This window comes from Croceicoccus estronivorus, from assembly GCF_001625325.1.
In the GTDB taxonomy this organism is placed as follows: domain Bacteria; phylum Pseudomonadota; class Alphaproteobacteria; order Sphingomonadales; family Sphingomonadaceae; genus Caenibius; species Caenibius estronivorus.
The window spans coordinates 290,913-304,022 of record NZ_JRQQ01000005.1 but is presented as its reverse complement, the minus strand read 5'-3'; the positions used below and the strand labels follow the sequence as shown (position 1 = coordinate 304,022).

11 protein-coding genes are annotated in these 13,110 nt (G+C 61.6%); 5 read left to right on the top strand and 6 right to left on the bottom strand.

The genetic code is table 11. The features are described from left to right. The first annotated feature begins 3 nt into the window (after window positions 1-3). A complete protein-coding gene (locus tag MB02_RS09625) occupies window positions 4-414 on the top strand; it encodes a DUF3035 domain-containing protein (RefSeq protein WP_067536155.1) in 411 nt (136 codons plus the stop codon). Window positions 415-496: 82 nt separating this feature from the next. On the opposite strand, the gene MB02_RS09620 is transcribed toward MB02_RS09625, so the two are convergent. Beyond that, window positions 497-1,819 (bottom strand): hemolysin family protein, encoded by a 1,323-nt coding sequence (locus tag MB02_RS09620; RefSeq protein WP_067536152.1) that lies wholly within the window; start codon window positions 1,817-1,819, stop codon window positions 497-499. A gap of 191 nt (window positions 1,820-2,010) precedes the next feature. Here MB02_RS09620 and MB02_RS09615 point away from each other — a divergent pair, with 191 nt between their 5' ends. Next, window positions 2,011-2,703: an OmpA family protein gene (locus MB02_RS09615; protein WP_067536148.1), complete on the top strand. Its 693-nt coding sequence runs from the start codon at window positions 2,011-2,013 to the stop codon at window positions 2,701-2,703. A gap of 70 nt (window positions 2,704-2,773) precedes the next feature. Here the strand turns inward: MB02_RS09615 and MB02_RS09610 are convergent, their stop codons facing one another. Next, window positions 2,774-3,562, bottom strand: coding sequence for a 3'(2'),5'-bisphosphate nucleotidase CysQ (locus MB02_RS09610; protein WP_067536454.1), 789 nt, complete (start codon window positions 3,560-3,562; stop codon window positions 2,774-2,776). Between the two features lie 118 nt (window positions 3,563-3,680). Between MB02_RS09610 and sucC the strand changes: the two genes are divergently transcribed. The 3 genes from sucC to MB02_RS09595 all read left to right on the top strand — a co-directional run bounded on the left by sucC (window position 3,681) and on the right by MB02_RS09595 (window position 6,819). After that, window positions 3,681-4,880 carry an ADP-forming succinate--CoA ligase subunit beta gene (sucC, locus tag MB02_RS09605; RefSeq protein ID WP_067536144.1) on the top strand — a complete coding sequence of 400 codons (1,200 nt, stop codon included), beginning with the start codon at window positions 3,681-3,683 and terminating at the stop codon, window positions 4,878-4,880. 226 nt (window positions 4,881-5,106) lie between these two features. Then, window positions 5,107-5,853: an electron transfer flavoprotein subunit beta/FixA family protein gene (locus MB02_RS09600; protein ID WP_067536141.1), complete on the top strand. Its 747-nt coding sequence runs from the start codon at window positions 5,107-5,109 to the stop codon at window positions 5,851-5,853. Between the two features lie 36 nt (window positions 5,854-5,889). Continuing rightward, window positions 5,890-6,819 carry an electron transfer flavoprotein subunit alpha/FixB family protein gene (locus MB02_RS09595; protein WP_067536137.1) on the top strand — a complete coding sequence of 310 codons (930 nt, stop codon included), beginning with the start codon at window positions 5,890-5,892 and terminating at the stop codon, window positions 6,817-6,819. A gap of 87 nt (window positions 6,820-6,906) precedes the next feature. Here the strand turns inward: MB02_RS09595 and MB02_RS09590 are convergent, their stop codons facing one another. From MB02_RS09590 to MB02_RS09575, 4 genes are all read right to left on the bottom strand, one after another. After that, window positions 6,907-8,112, bottom strand: coding sequence for a DUF445 domain-containing protein (locus MB02_RS09590; protein ID WP_067536451.1), 1,206 nt, complete (start codon window positions 8,110-8,112; stop codon window positions 6,907-6,909). Window positions 8,113-8,165: 53 nt separating this feature from the next. Then, entirely contained in the window at window positions 8,166-11,333 is a 3,168-nt protein-coding gene (locus tag MB02_RS09585) for an efflux RND transporter permease subunit (protein WP_067536134.1), read from the bottom strand. 12 nt (window positions 11,334-11,345) lie between these two features. Further along, the gene (locus tag MB02_RS09580) at window positions 11,346-12,542 is read right to left on the bottom strand and encodes an efflux RND transporter periplasmic adaptor subunit (protein WP_067536130.1); all 1,197 of its coding nucleotides are present in this window, start codon (window positions 12,540-12,542) and stop codon (window positions 11,346-11,348) included. Between the two features lie 138 nt (window positions 12,543-12,680). Further along, window positions 12,681-12,947, bottom strand: a complete 267-nt coding sequence (locus MB02_RS09575) for a GlsB/YeaQ/YmgE family stress response membrane protein (protein WP_067536126.1) — start codon at window positions 12,945-12,947, stop codon at window positions 12,681-12,683. Between the last annotated feature and the right edge of the window lie 163 nt (window positions 12,948-13,110).

The window sequence follows — 13,110 nt, the reverse complement described above, 5'->3', positions numbered from 1 at the left end:
ATCATGCCCAAGATCCACGCCTATCTTCTTCTGGCCGCCGGTTCGGTGGCGCTTTCGGCATGCGGCGGCGGCGGCATCTTCAATCGTGAACGGCCGGATGAGATGGCCGTTCAGCGCCAGGCCCCGCTGGTTGTTCCGCCTGATTTCGAAATGGCCCCGCCGCAGCCAGGCGCACCGCGTCCGATCGAAGGCAGCGCCAGCCAGAAAGCACTCGAAGCCTTGTTCGGCGGCCCAGCCCCGCGCAGCGATCTGGAAACCAGCGCCCTGGACAAGGCCGGCACAGCCGCTCCCGGCATTCGCTCGACCGTAGGCGACGCCAACACGAATTCCGTGGCGAAGGGCGCGGTTACCCGTGACCTTCTCGCCGCACCGCAGAGCGATGGGCAGGTCGCCCGTGCCGTCATTCCCGGCTGATTCGGACATATTCGATGGATAGAACAAGGCCCGCCGTATGGCGGGCCTTTTTTATGCGCCACACCAAGCTTCCGCGTGGAACCTAGTCTTCGCTCTCTGCCTCTTCCGGCACTTCCAGACGTTGCACCAGCAACTTGTCGATTCGCCGGCCGTCCATGTCGATCACTTCGAAACGCCAGCCACCTTCGTCGAACGCCTCCCCTTCGTGTGGAAGCTTCTTGAGCACTGACAGGACAAAACCTGCCGCCGTCGCATACTCGCGATCCTCCGACAGCGTCAGACCGAGCCTTTCGCTCATTTCATCGGCCAGCATCGCCCCTGAAATCAGCAGCGATCCATCTGCCCGTTCCACCACCATGGGTTCGTCACCTTCGTCCTGGTGACCGGCAAACTGGCCGACGATCGCCGTCAGCAAATCGGTTGGCGTCACGATCCCTTCGAGATGGCCATATTCGTCATGGACCATTGCCATTGCCACATCGGCCTGCTGGAGAATGCGCAAGGCATCCATCGCGTCGATCCGATCAGGAACGATGGCCGGTTCGCGCAGCAGCTCCGACAGTTCCGGCGGGCTCCCCTCGATCAGCCCGGCCAGCACTTCGCGAACCTTAACCACGCCAACGATCCGATCGGTCGATCCTTCCGCCACGGGCAGGACGGAATGAGGCGACTGCGCAATACGCCGCAGCACTTCCTGCGCATCGGCACTCTGCTCGATCCAGTCGATTTCCGTACGCGGGGTCATCAATTCCCGTACCGGGCGATCGACCAGCTTCATCACGCCGGACAGGACAGCCCGTTCGCCTTCCTCGATCACGCCGCTATGCGTCGCTTCGGCAAAGATCATCTGCAGCTCTTCCGCCGTCAACTGACCCTGGCCTTTGGGTGGCGTGCCGAACAATCGCATCAGCATTGCCGACGACCGGTCTAGGGCCCAAACGAATGGTGCCGCCACTCGCGCCAGAATGGCCATGGGCCGGGCCATGATCAGCGCAACCGGCACTGCCGCGCGCAACGCCAGTTGCTTCGGCACCAGTTCCCCGATCACGAGGCTGAAGTAGGTCGTCAGCACGATTACCAGTGCGAAACCGCTATCGTCCGCAAAATCGGCAGGCACGCCCAGTCCGGCCAGGCGTTCCCCCACGGGTCCGCCCAGGCTCGCGCCTGAATAGGCACCCGCAATGATCCCGACCAGCGTGATCCCGATCTGCACGGTGGAGAGGAATTTGCCGGGATCGGCCGCCAGCGCCAGCGCAGTGCGGGCCGCGGCGCTGCCACGCTCGGCCGCAACGCGCAACTGCGCGGTCCGGGCGGATACAATCGCCAGTTCGGACATGGAGAACAGGCCGTTGAGCAAAATCAACGCCGCGATGACGACTACGTCAGACCAAGGAAAAGGTGCCACGATGAAAGACCCGCTAGCAGAAAGGTGCGCCGACGCGAAGAGTTTTGGGTAGTCCCGCCGGGAACGCTTGCACCACATCAGCGTTGGTGGGGCGAGCGGTCAATCTTCCATTCACCTGAAGCGGAAGAAACAACCGCAGCAGGGGCCGCAGGGGCGGTTCCCGATGTCGGATTTGAGAGGATGGTGCCCGCATGCAAAGATCACGCTTGTTCGTTTCGAGCCTTGCCGCCCTGTCACTCGTCACCGTGACGGCTTGCGTCACCGATCCCAATACCGGTGAACAGAAAGTGTCACGAACCGCCATTGGCGGTGCTGGCGGTGCAGCGCTTGGTTATCTGCTCGGCGGAATCATTGGCGGCAAAACCGCCCGGATCGTGGGTGCCGGCATCGGCGGCGTCGCCGGCGGCGTGGTCGGCTACAAGATGGACCAGCAGATCAAGGAACTGAAAGAACAGACTGCCGGTTCCGGGATTGACGTTACCGAAGTCGACGATGGTAGCGCGATTCTGGTCAATTTGCCCGATGGCGTGACGTTCGCGGTGGACAGCACCACGATCAGCCCCGGCTTCCAGAGCACGCTGAATCAGATTTCGGAAAATCTCAAAACATATCCCGACAGCCTGATCGACGTTTACGGACATACCGATTCCACCGGCTCCGACACTTACAATCAGGACTTGTCGGAACGGCGCGCCCGGTCGGTGGCCGATTACCTCTCCATGCGCGGGGTTTCATCGTCACGCATCCGTTCGCAGGGTTTCGGTGAACGCTATCCGGTCGCCAGTAACGACACGGCGGAAGGCCGCGCTCGCAATCGCCGTGTGGAAATCAAGATCACGCCGATCTCCAAGGAAGAAGTCGACGCCGCACGACGCGGTTACTGACATCTTCGTACCCGGCCCCGCGAGGGGCGGAAGGGGCTGGCCGCGAGGCTGGCCCCTTTTTCGTGGGCAATTATTTGCCCGGCTGCGCCAGCTCTGCGGCTCTTGCAGCCAACCGATCGACTGCCTCCGCATGAATCGCGGGCGCGCTGACCAGCAGACCGAAAGCCCGCGGATCGGCCTTGTTGAAGGCCAGCGTATTGCCGAACGCATCGCTGACCACCGCACCTGCTTCGCGCGCAATCAGGCTGGCTGCGGCGATATCCCATTCGTAGCCCCAGCGTAGTGTCGCCACGAGATCGGCCTCATCCGCACCGACCATGGCCACGCGCAGGGCGATGGAATTCGGCTTTTCCACCATTTGCAGGTCACCGTCTTCGCGCGGAAGCGAATCCGCCGGCACGCGGGAGCCGGGAAACACCGTGCGCTGGCTCGCCATGATCGGCATTCCGTTGCGCCAGGCGCCCTGTCCGGCGATTGCGCGCCATTCCTGATGCCGGGCCGGGGCGTTGAGCAGGCCGACCAACGGTCGCCCCGCACTGACGAGAGCCACCGAAATCGCCCAGCCAGTCCGCCCACGCAGATAATCGCGCGTACCGTCGATCGGATCGACCAGCCAGCACAGCCCTCGGCCAAGCCGCTCGGGATGATCGACGGTTTCCTCGGAAAGCCACCCGGCAGCGGGAAGCAAGGCGCCCAGTTCCTTTTTCAGGAAACTGTCGACCGCCAGATCGGCGGCGCAAACGGGGTTGTTGGGGCTCTTCTCCCACCGTTCGACCTCGTGCCCGCCCCCCGGCCAGCTGGCGAGCGCAATCGCTCCTGCTTGGCGGACAATTTCATCAAGGCGGTCATGATCAATCATCTTCTGGCGTACAATTTGCTGCTTTGCGCTGCGCCGCAGCACTTTTCAAGCGCCCCGCGATGTGCAAAGGCGCGCGGCAAACACTTCGACAACCCGAATCCAGCGGAAAGCAATCGACATGAACCTTCACGAATACCAGGCCAAGGAACTACTCGCGAAATATGGCATCGGCATTCCTGCCGGCCATGCCGCCCTCAGCGTCGAGGAAGCGATCGAAGGCGCCAAGAAGCTGCCTGGGCCGCTCTATGTCGTGAAGGCCCAGATTCATGCCGGCGGCCGCGGCAAAGGCAAGTTCAAGGAACTCGGCCCTGACGGCAAGGGCGGCGTCCGCCTTTCGAAGAGCATCGACGAAGTCGAAACCAACGCCAAGGAAATGCTCGGCAACACGCTGGTGACCGTGCAGACCGGCGAAGCGGGCAAGCAGGTCAACCGCCTTTACGTGACCGACGGCGTCGACATCGCGGAAGAATACTATCTCTCGCTGCTCGTGGACCGCGCATCGGGCCGCGTCGCCATGATCGTCTCCACCGAAGGCGGCATGGACATCGAGGAAGTCGCCCATTCGACTCCGGAAAAGATCACCACGATCACCATCGACCCCGCCCAGGGCTTCATGCCGCACCATGGCCGTGCCGTGGCGTTCGCGCTGAAACTGGAAGGCGATCTGAACAAGCAGGCGGCCAAGCTGGCCAAGCAGCTTTATACCGCCTTCATGGATCTCGATTGCGAGATGCTTGAAATCAACCCGCTGGTCGAAACCAAGGACGGTCAGCTGCTCGTGCTCGACACCAAGATGAGCGTCGACGGCAACGCCCTCTATCGTCACGCCGATGTCGAAGCGATGCGTGACGAAACCGAAGAAGATCCGATGGAAGTGGAAGCGAGCAAGTACGATCTCGCTTACATCAAGCTCGACGGCAACATCGGCTGCATGGTGAACGGCGCGGGCCTGGCCATGGCGACGATGGACATCATCAAGTTGAACGGGGCATTCCCGGCCAACTTCCTGGACGTCGGTGGCGGCGCCAACAAGGAAAAGGTTACCGCGGCTTTCAAGATCATCCTGTCGGATCCGGCCGTGGAAGGCATCCTGGTCAACATCTTCGGCGGCATCATGAAGTGCGACGTCATTGCGGACGGCATCGTTGCCGCAGCAAAGGATGTGAACCTCTCGGTCCCGCTGGTTGTGCGCCTCGAAGGTACCAACGTCGAAAAGGGCAAGGAAATCCTGGAAAATTCAGGCTTGCCGATCGTTTCCGCCAACGATCTGGGCGACGCCGCGCAGAAGATCGTTGCCGAAGTCAAAAAGGTCGCCTGAGCGCGGCCTCCCCTTTCTCAAGGGGTCCCAGACGGGAAATCGAACCTTCCCCCTCTCGCATCACAGCCGGCAACGGCGCAAATGTGAACGCGATGCGAGGGGCCCGGGGGCTTGACCACGCGCCTCCATGGCCGCAAGTGGCTGCCACAAGGTTCGTTCACATGACCGGCCCGGCACAATCGCAAACGACGATGCCAGCCAGCCGACCCAAGAAGGATAAGAGCCAATGAAGATCCTCGTGCCCGTAAAGCGGGTAATTGACTACAACGTGAAGCCGCGCGTGAAAGCGGACGGCACGGGTGTCGACCTCGCCAACGTCAAGATGAGCATGAATCCCTTCGACGAAATCGCTGTCGAAGAAGCCATCCGGCTGAAGGAAAAAGGCGTTGCGACGGAAATCGTCGCCGTTTCCGTCGGCCCCGCCAAGGCTCAGGAAACGCTCCGCACGGCGCTGGCCATGGGCGCCGACCGCGCCATTCTCGTCCAGACCGATGACGAAGTGGAACCGCTGGCCGTTGCCAAGATCCTCAAAGCCATCGCTGACGAGGAAACCCCCGGCCTCGTGATTCTCGGCAAGCAGGCCATCGACGACGATTCCAACCAGACCGGCCAGATGCTGGCCGCACTGACCGGCCGCCCCCAGGGAACCTTCGCCAGCGAAGTAACCGTGGATGGCGATTCGGTGACTGTGAAGCGCGAAGTCGACGGCGGTCTCGAAACGGTGAAACTGACGATGCCTGCCATTGTCACCACTGACTTGCGTCTCAACGAACCGCGCTATGCCTCGCTGCCGAACATCATGAAGGCGAAGTCCAAGCCGCTGGCGAACAAAACCCCCGCCGACTATGGCGTCGACATTGCACCGCGTCTCAAGACCCTCAAGGTCAGCGAACCGCCAGTGCGCCAGGCCGGTGTGAAAGTGCCGGACGTCGATACACTGGTCGCCAAGATCAAGGAGCTGGGGATCGCCTGATCCCCGCCTGATGCAACGGAATTCAAGGAACGCCTCATGAAGACGCTCGTATGGGTCGAACACGACAACGCCTCGGTCAAGGATGCGACTCTCGCCGCAGTGACCGCCGCTTCGCAGCTTGGCGAAGTTCACCTCCTCGTCGCCGGTGAAGGCTGCGCCGCAGTTGCCGACGAAGCCGCCAAGATTGCCGGTGTCGGCAAAGTGCACCTGGCGGACGATGCCGCCTATGGTCATGGCCTCGCCGAAAACGTCGCTCCGCTGATTGCGGACCTGATGGGCAGCCACGACGCCTTTGTCGCGCCGGCCACCACCACCGGCAAGAATGTCGCACCTCGCGTCGCGGCTCTGCTCGACGTGATGCAGATATCGGACATTCTCTCGGTCGAAGGTGACAAGACTTTCACCCGCCCGATTTACGCCGGTAACGCCATCGCAACGGTCGAATCGTCCGATGCGAAGCTGGTCATCACCGTGCGCGGTACGGCATTTGCCAAGGCCGAAGCCACTGGCGGGTCCGCCACTGTCGAAGCAGTGTCCGGCCCCGGCGATGCCGGTATTTCGAGCTATGTCGGCTCCGAAATCGCAAAGTCGGAACGCCCCGAACTGACCAGCGCCAAAATCATCGTGTCCGGTGGCCGCGCGCTGAAAGACAGCGAAACCTTCCAACAGTACATCTTCCCGTTGGCCGACAAGCTCGGCGCGGCCGTTGGCGCTTCGCGTGCTGCGGTCGACGCTGGATATGTGCCTAACGACTATCAGGTTGGGCAGACCGGCAAGATCGTCGCCCCGGAAGTGTACATCGCAATCGGTATTTCCGGTGCGATTCAGCATCTGGCCGGCATGAAGGACTCCAAGACGATCATCGCGATCAACAAGGACGAAGATGCACCGATCTTTCAGGTCGCCGACCTTGGGCTGGTTGCGGACCTGTTCAATGCTGTGCCGGAACTGACCGAAAAGGTCTGATAACACCGGATCCCGGCGAATTATCGAGCGCCCCCGGTCCCAAGCGGTCCGGGGGCGTTTCCGTATCCCGGGCAGAATATCTTCGGGTTAGAGAATGCCGTCGATGAAATGCAGGCCCAGCCCGACCATTCCGCCGACCATGGTCCCGTTGATACGGATAAACTGCAAATCGCGACCGACAGCCATTTCGATCCGCCCTGTGACTGTCCGGGCATCCCAACGACGCACCGTTTCCGACACGAGTTGCACGATTTGCCCGCCATAGCGGGATGCAACGCCGACCAGCGTCCGACGCGCAAACCGATTGATCAGGAGTTGCAACCGCTGATCGCGTTCGAGCGCCCCGCCCAATTCAGCGAGCATCGCCCCAAACTGCCCGGACAACGCCTGTTCGGGATCGTCCACAGCCCTCAGCAGAGCAGCGCGCGACCGTTCCCACAGTCCATCGAGCCAATATCCCACCGCAGGGTCGGCAAGCAGTTCCAGCTTCATGGCCTCGACCTTGGCCCGCAGTGCCAGATCGTGTTGCAATCCGTGGGCAAGATCCTGCAACCCTTCTTCCACGCGATGTCGCAGGGGATGATCCGGCTGGACAGCGCATTCGGCCAGCAATTTGTACATCCCGTCCAGCACCGCGTTGGCGATTCTCGCATCAAGGCCTGTGAGCTGGAACAGGCGATTGGCGCGCTGGGCGATGATGGATCGCACCAGTTCCTCGTTCTCTTCCAGCGTCCGCCCGATCCAGCGTATCGCGCTATCCATCACAGGCAGGTGCCGTCTGTCGGCAATGGCCGCACCGATCATCTGCCCCACCAGAGGCGCGACCTCGATCTTGTGCAGCTGGGCCCGCAGACCTTCCTTCACCATCCCGCCCAGGCAGTTCTGGTCCAGCGAGCGCAGAATATCGGCCATCAACCCGGTCGCGCCGTCCCGCAACCGCCGCTCGCCGGTGCGGTTTTCCGCCAGGAACCGGCCTGCGGTCGCCGCAAGATTCATGCCCCGCAAGCGCCGCGCCACGACTTGCGGTGTCAGGAAATTCTCGCGCAGGAACACTGCCATCGTGTCCGCGATGCGATCCTTGTTTTCTGGGATGATCGCCGTGTGGGGAATCGGCAGCCCCAGAGGGCGGCGAAACAGCGCCGTCACTGCGAACCAGTCAGCAAAACCGCCCACCATGGCAGCTTCGCTGAAAGCCAGCAGATAGCCCCACGCCGGATGGAGACCGGCATTGTGTCGTGCCAGCAGGAACAATGCCGCCATTAGCAAGAGCAGCCCGGTAGCGGTCAGGCGCATCCGGCGGAGGCGCTGCTCTCCGCCACGCATGGTCGGGAAAGAGCCGGTCTCGCTCACTCGGCGGGGGCCGTCCTGCTGCCCCCCCTCTCATCGCCTGGACGATAGGTCAGGAAGCGATCCCGCAGCCATGGCCCCAGACGCTTCTCAAAGCTGTCGGCAAGGCTGAAACCGGCCGGGACGATTACCAGCGTCAGTACGGTCGAAAGCAGCAGCCCGCCGATCACCGTCGTCCCCATCGGCGCACGCATGGAACCATCGCCGGAAAGCGAGACCGCAGTCGGAACCATGCCCGCCGTCATGGCCACCGTGGTCATCACGATGGGCTGTGCACGCTTGTGCCCGGCATCGATGATCGCTTCCAGCTTGGGTACACCGCGTTCCATTTCCTCGATCGCGAAATCGATCAATAGAATGGAGTTTTTGGCCACGATACCGAGTAGCATCAATATCCCGATGTAAACCGACATCGACAGCGGCTGCCCGATCAACACCACGGCAATGAGCCCGCCCAGCGGAGCCAGTAACAGGGAGGTCATGTTCACCAGCGGGGACACGATACGCTTGTAGAGCAGGACAAGCACCCCGAAGACCAGCAGGATGCCGCTGACCACCGCCGTGCTGAAGTTGACGATCAGTTCCTGTTCCATCTTCGCTTCGCCCACAGCCTCAGTGCTGATGCCGTTGGGCAGGTCGCGCATGATGGGGAGCTTCTTGATCTTCTCGTCGACCGGTCCCTTGACCGCGCCCGGGGCGAGATCGGCGCCAATGAACACCCGCCGCGCCTGGTTATACCGCTGAATCTGAGTGGGCCCTGCGCCAAAGCGGATCGTCGCCAGCCGTTTGAGCGGCACCGATGCGCCGCTCACAGTCGGCACCGGCAGGTTTTCAATTGTCGAGAGATCCCGCCGCGATGACTTCGGCAGAATCACCCTGATCGGCACCTGACGGTCCGCGAGCGAAAACTTGGCCGTGTCCCTGTCGATTTCGCCCAGAGTTGCAATGCGCACTGCCTCGCTCAGTGCCCCTGTCGTCACGCCAAGCTGCGCCGCCAGATCGAAATGCGGCTCGATAATCAATTCGGGGCGTTGCAGATCGGCCGCGATGCGCGGCGCGACCGCGTCGGGGATGGAACGTATCTGTTCGACCAGGGTCTGTGCCGTACGGTGCAGCAATTCAGGGTCAGACCCGGTCAGCATGACCGTGATATCGCGGCCCGATCCCGCACCTTGCGATTGTGTTGCGAAGCTCACCCGGGCATCGGGAATTTCCTGCAACTGGGGGGCGAGACGGCGTTCGAATTCGATGCTGGTGGTTTCGCGGTCCTTGTTCAACGAAACGTAGATATCGGCATTGCCTTCGTTGATCACGCTGACGGCCAGCTTCACTTCCGGCTGCTGATTCAGTTTGGCAACGACTTCATCGGTGACCGCTTCGGTCTGTTCAAGAGTGGTGCCCGGCACCATCTCGATCTTGACCTGGCTCGAATCGTTGTTGGCATTTGCCATGAACTGCGCAGGCAATACGCTGAGCAGCAACAGGGTGCAGGCCAAGGCGCCCAGCCCTACTCCCAGCATCCAGATCCGGTGATCGCGCAGATAGGCCGCCACACGCACGCGCCAGTGATGGGAATGCCCCGTGCGTTCGCGATAGGCATCGGCGGCGGACCGGTCGAGGGACCAGCGCAAGACGCGCATGTAGATATCCATCAACTTGCCTTCGCCATGGCTGCCCGCGCCCTTGGCTTCTAGGAAGTACGCCGCGATCATCGGCGTAATCATGCGCGCGACAGCAAGGCTCATCAGCACTGCCGCAACGACAGACAGACCGAAATTCTTGAAGAACTGTCCCGATACGCCGGGCATCAGGCCAACCGGCAGGAATACCGACACAATGGAAAATGTCGTCGCGACGACAGCAAGGCCGATTTCGTCTGCGGCGTCGATCGCTGCCTGATAGGCTGTCTTGCCCATGCGCATGTGGCGCACGATGTTTTCGATCTCCACGATCGCATCATCGACCAGCACCCCCGCGACGAGACTGAGCGCGAGCAGGGAGAAGGTGTTCAACGTGAACCCCAAAAGGTCCATGAACCAGAAAGTCGGGATGGCCGACAATGGGATCGCGACTGCGGCAATGATCGTCGCGCGCCAGTCACGCAGGAAGAAGAAGACCACGATCACGGCGAGAATCGCCCCTTCCACCATGGCCTCGATCGAGCTCAGATATTGCCCTTTCGTATAATCGACCGTGGTGAAAAGCGGGGTAACCCGCACCCCGGGATTTTCTTCCTGTATCTTGGCCAGTTCCTCCAAAGTGCCGTCATAGACGGTGACGTCGGAGGCCCCCCGCGCACGCTGGATACCGAACGTGACGACCTGCCGCCCGTTGAGCTTGGCGATCGAAATTTGCTCGGAATAGCCGTCATAGACTTTGGCGACATCGCCCAGCTTGATGACCCGGCCATTGCCCAGGCTGATACGGGTCTGGGACAGGGCCAGCGCATCCGCGGCATTGCCGAGTACCCGGACCGATTGGCGTGCACCGGCAATCTCTGTCTGCCCACCCGAGGCATCGACATTGACCTGACGCAGCGCGGCATTGATCTGGCCCGCGGTCACGCCCAGCGACTGCATGCGGTCCGGATCCATTACGACACGGATTTCCCGGTCCACACCGCCACCGCGGAATACTTGCGCCATCCCCTCGACAGACAGCAGCCGCCGCGAAATCGTATCGTCGACGAACCAGCTCAGCTGCTCCATCGTCATATCATCGGCGCTGACGGCAAAATATCCGATCGGGCCGCCACCCGCCGAATCGATCTTGGCCACGCGCGGTTCGAGAATGCCGTCTGGCAGATCGCCGCGAATCTGATCGACGGCATTCTTGACTTCGCTCACCGCAACATTGGCATCGGTCCCGATGGCGAAAAAAATGATCGTCGTGGAATTGCCTTCGCTCGCCGTCGATTCGATCCAGTCGACACCGCTGATCGAGCGTACCGAGGATTCAACCTTTTCAGTGATCTGGGTAACGATTTCGGATGGTGCGGCGCCAGGCTGCGTAACCGTGACAGTGACCGCCGGGAAATCGATATCCGGCATGTCGTTCACGTCCATGCGCATGAACGACACCAGACCGGCGAGCAGCAAGCCTACGAACAGCAGACACGGAACGATCGGGTTCCGGATCGACCAGGCGGACATATTGCGCAGACCCATCTGCCCGCCCGCCTATTCAGCCGCCGGTTTGACGAGTTTGGGCTTGATCTTTTCGCCAGCCGAAAGGAAGGCCCCTGCCCGGTAAACGACCCTCTCCTTGCCATTCAGACCATCGGTGATGACAATGCCCTGCTCGGTCACGAGCCCGGTCTTTACCGCACGGCGCGCGACCTTGTTGTCCTTGCCGACCACGAACACGAAACTGCCCTGTTCGTCATTTTGAATCGCGGATTCAGGCAGCAGCGGCGCGACGACGGTCCCGCCCTGTATGGTTGCCGATGCGAAACCGCCCGGGCGCAGTTCGGGTGCATAGGACAGGGCGATACGCGCCGTGCCTTGCCGGGTCTGATCGTCGATCACGGGAGAAACCTGCCATATCTGGCCAGTGAAGCTCTTGTCGGAGCCAACCGGTATTACTTGCGCGGTTTGCCCCACGCGGATCCGGGCAAGATCCTCCTCACTAAGGCGGGCAAGCAGTTCCATCTCACCTGCTTTTGCGACGCTGAACAGCACTGTCGGCCCGCCGCTGACCACTTGGCCCGGCTCGACATTGCGGGTCAGCAAGAGGCCGGCTTCGGGTGTCAGGATGTCCAGCCGCGCGGCCCGGGCCCTCAGTTCCCCGAGCTGGGCACGTGCGACACCGACGCGGGCAACCGCCGCATCGCGTGTAGCGGTCAGCCGATCGACATCGGCCTTGGAAATGAATCCGCGATCAACCAGCTTCAGGGCGCGATCCAGATTGGACTGGGCAAGATCAGCATCCGCCTTGGCCGCGGCCACTTGCGCGGCCGCGCTGGCAATCTGCTGACTCTGTACCGAGCGATCGATCACAGCCAGAACCTGACCGCGACGGACCCACTGGCCCGGTTCCACCGGCACCGAGACGACCCGGCCACCGTCTCCCACGACCCCGACCGGCATTTCACGCCGCGCCGCAAGAGAGCCGGTTGCATTGATCTGCCCGGTAACGCTTGTCATGCCAGGAGCGAGCACGGAAACTACCGGCAGGCTGGATCCGTCTTCCTCGCTCAGTCCGCTATCGCGGCCGCTGTGTATCAGGAACGCGACGACAAGCAGGACAACGCCTGCAAAAATGGCAAGGAAGATCAGCTTGCGGCGCGGTACGCCATCATCGGTCGCTGTGACCGCGTCTTCTTCCGGCGCCCGAGCGTCTTCCGCTTCCGCCTCAAGGGGAGTTTCGTAATTCATCGCCCCTGCCGTAAACTAAGGCTGCCAATAGGCGGGCCCGCAACGTGCGGGCCCGAGCTTCATATTTGGCCGCCATAGCCCCCGTACAGGGCACTGGCAATCCAGTGCGGTCAGCGCAGTGCGCTGACCTGCAGTCCATTAACGGATTCGTCCTCGCTGAATCAGGTTAACAATGGCCAGCAACACGACGGCGCCAATCACGGCGATAACCAGCCCGGTCAGGGAAAACCGCTGCACGGTACCCTGGATTCCCAATAGCGGACCCGCGATCGCATTACCCACCACCGAACCGACGCAGCCGACGATAATGTTCCACAATACGCCCATCGACGCATCCCGGTTCATGACCATGCTTGCCAGCCAACCAGCGACACCGCCGACGATCAACGCAATAATCCAACCCATCTGCCGTCCTCCTGTCTATTTTAACATAGTCCCGCCAGAACCGGCTTTTCGGCACGTGACGTAACTTCGCTCGACCGTTCGATTCGGCGCCTGTAATCCGGCAACCGACATTCACAGTACATCAGGTAAACGCAGATCTTTCGATTTTGCTCCAGCCAAAGAA

Excerpts from the sequence above, each read along its gene's own strand:
- MB02_RS09625 (WP_067536155.1), top strand. The coding sequence starts at position 4 with ATGCCCAAGATCCACGCCTATCTTCTTCTGGCCGCCGGTTCGGTGGCG.
- MB02_RS09615 (WP_067536148.1), top strand. The coding sequence starts at position 2,011 with ATGCAAAGATCACGCTTGTTCGTTTCGAGCCTTGCCGCCCTGTCACTC.
- MB02_RS09610 (WP_067536454.1), bottom strand. The coding sequence starts at position 3,562 with ATGATTGATCATGACCGCCTTGATGAAATTGTCCGCCAAGCAGGAGCG.
- sucC (WP_067536144.1), top strand. The coding sequence starts at position 3,681 with ATGAACCTTCACGAATACCAGGCCAAGGAACTACTCGCGAAATATGGC.
- MB02_RS09600 (WP_067536141.1), top strand. The coding sequence starts at position 5,107 with ATGAAGATCCTCGTGCCCGTAAAGCGGGTAATTGACTACAACGTGAAG.
- MB02_RS09595 (WP_067536137.1), top strand. The coding sequence starts at position 5,890 with ATGAAGACGCTCGTATGGGTCGAACACGACAACGCCTCGGTCAAGGAT.
- MB02_RS09590 (WP_067536451.1), bottom strand. The coding sequence starts at position 8,112 with ATGCGCCTGACCGCTACCGGGCTGCTCTTGCTAATGGCGGCATTGTTC.
- MB02_RS09585 (WP_067536134.1), bottom strand. The coding sequence starts at position 11,333 with ATGGGTCTGCGCAATATGTCCGCCTGGTCGATCCGGAACCCGATCGTT.
- MB02_RS09580 (WP_067536130.1), bottom strand. The coding sequence starts at position 12,542 with ATGAATTACGAAACTCCCCTTGAGGCGGAAGCGGAAGACGCTCGGGCG.
- MB02_RS09575 (WP_067536126.1), bottom strand. The coding sequence starts at position 12,947 with ATGGGTTGGATTATTGCGTTGATCGTCGGCGGTGTCGCTGGTTGGCTG.